At 34.9% G+C, this 702-nt stretch carries 1 protein-coding gene; it reads left to right on the plus strand.

Translation table 11 applies throughout. The features are described from left to right. Positions 1-702 (plus strand): SdrD B-like domain-containing protein (locus tag LXO72_RS10130; RefSeq protein ID WP_233332607.1); only part of this gene is annotated, 702 nt, incomplete at both ends.

Genomic DNA, 702 nt, shown 5'->3' on the forward strand with positions numbered 1-702 from the left:
GCTGCTCCTGATGAAGATGGCTATAATACAGCCGACCTCCCATACGCTTTAGGTGATTTAGTTTGGAATGATACAAATAGAAATGGTATCCAAGACGAAGGTGAATCAGGGATTCCAAATGTAAAAGTTTCGTTATTTGATGATAAGGGACAGATTATAGCTACAACTACAACAAATGACAAAGGACAATATTACTTCTCGAAAGTCTATAATGGCACATATAAAGTAAAATTTGAAACACCAGAAGGATTTGTTTCAACTAAAAAAGCAGGAACTTCAGATGAATCTAAGGATTCGAATGGTCTTGAGACAACAGTTGTAATAAAAAACTCTAACGACTGGACAATTGATTCTGGATTTTATAAACAATCAGGTGATGTTGTTGTAAAATATGTAATAAAAGGGACTGATACTGAGATTCAAAGTTCACAACCTGTATCAGTAGATGAACCGATTGATACAAATTATACATCAGATACCCCTATTCTTAAACCACTTGAAATTCCTAAGGATGGCAAGACTTATAAATTAGTTGGGCATAAAGTTGGGTCAGCTCCTGAAAGTGGAAAAGTTAATGAAGAAAAGCAGACAATTATTTATGAATACGAAGAAGTTCCAGAAGCACCAGTAAAACGCGATGATAAAGCTATTGTTATTTATCGTCATGTAGATGCACAAGGTTCAGTTGTAAAAGAGCTAGAG

The organism is Streptococcus sp. XMC (assembly GCF_021341835.1).
In the GTDB taxonomy this organism is placed as follows: domain Bacteria; phylum Bacillota; class Bacilli; order Lactobacillales; family Streptococcaceae; genus Streptococcus.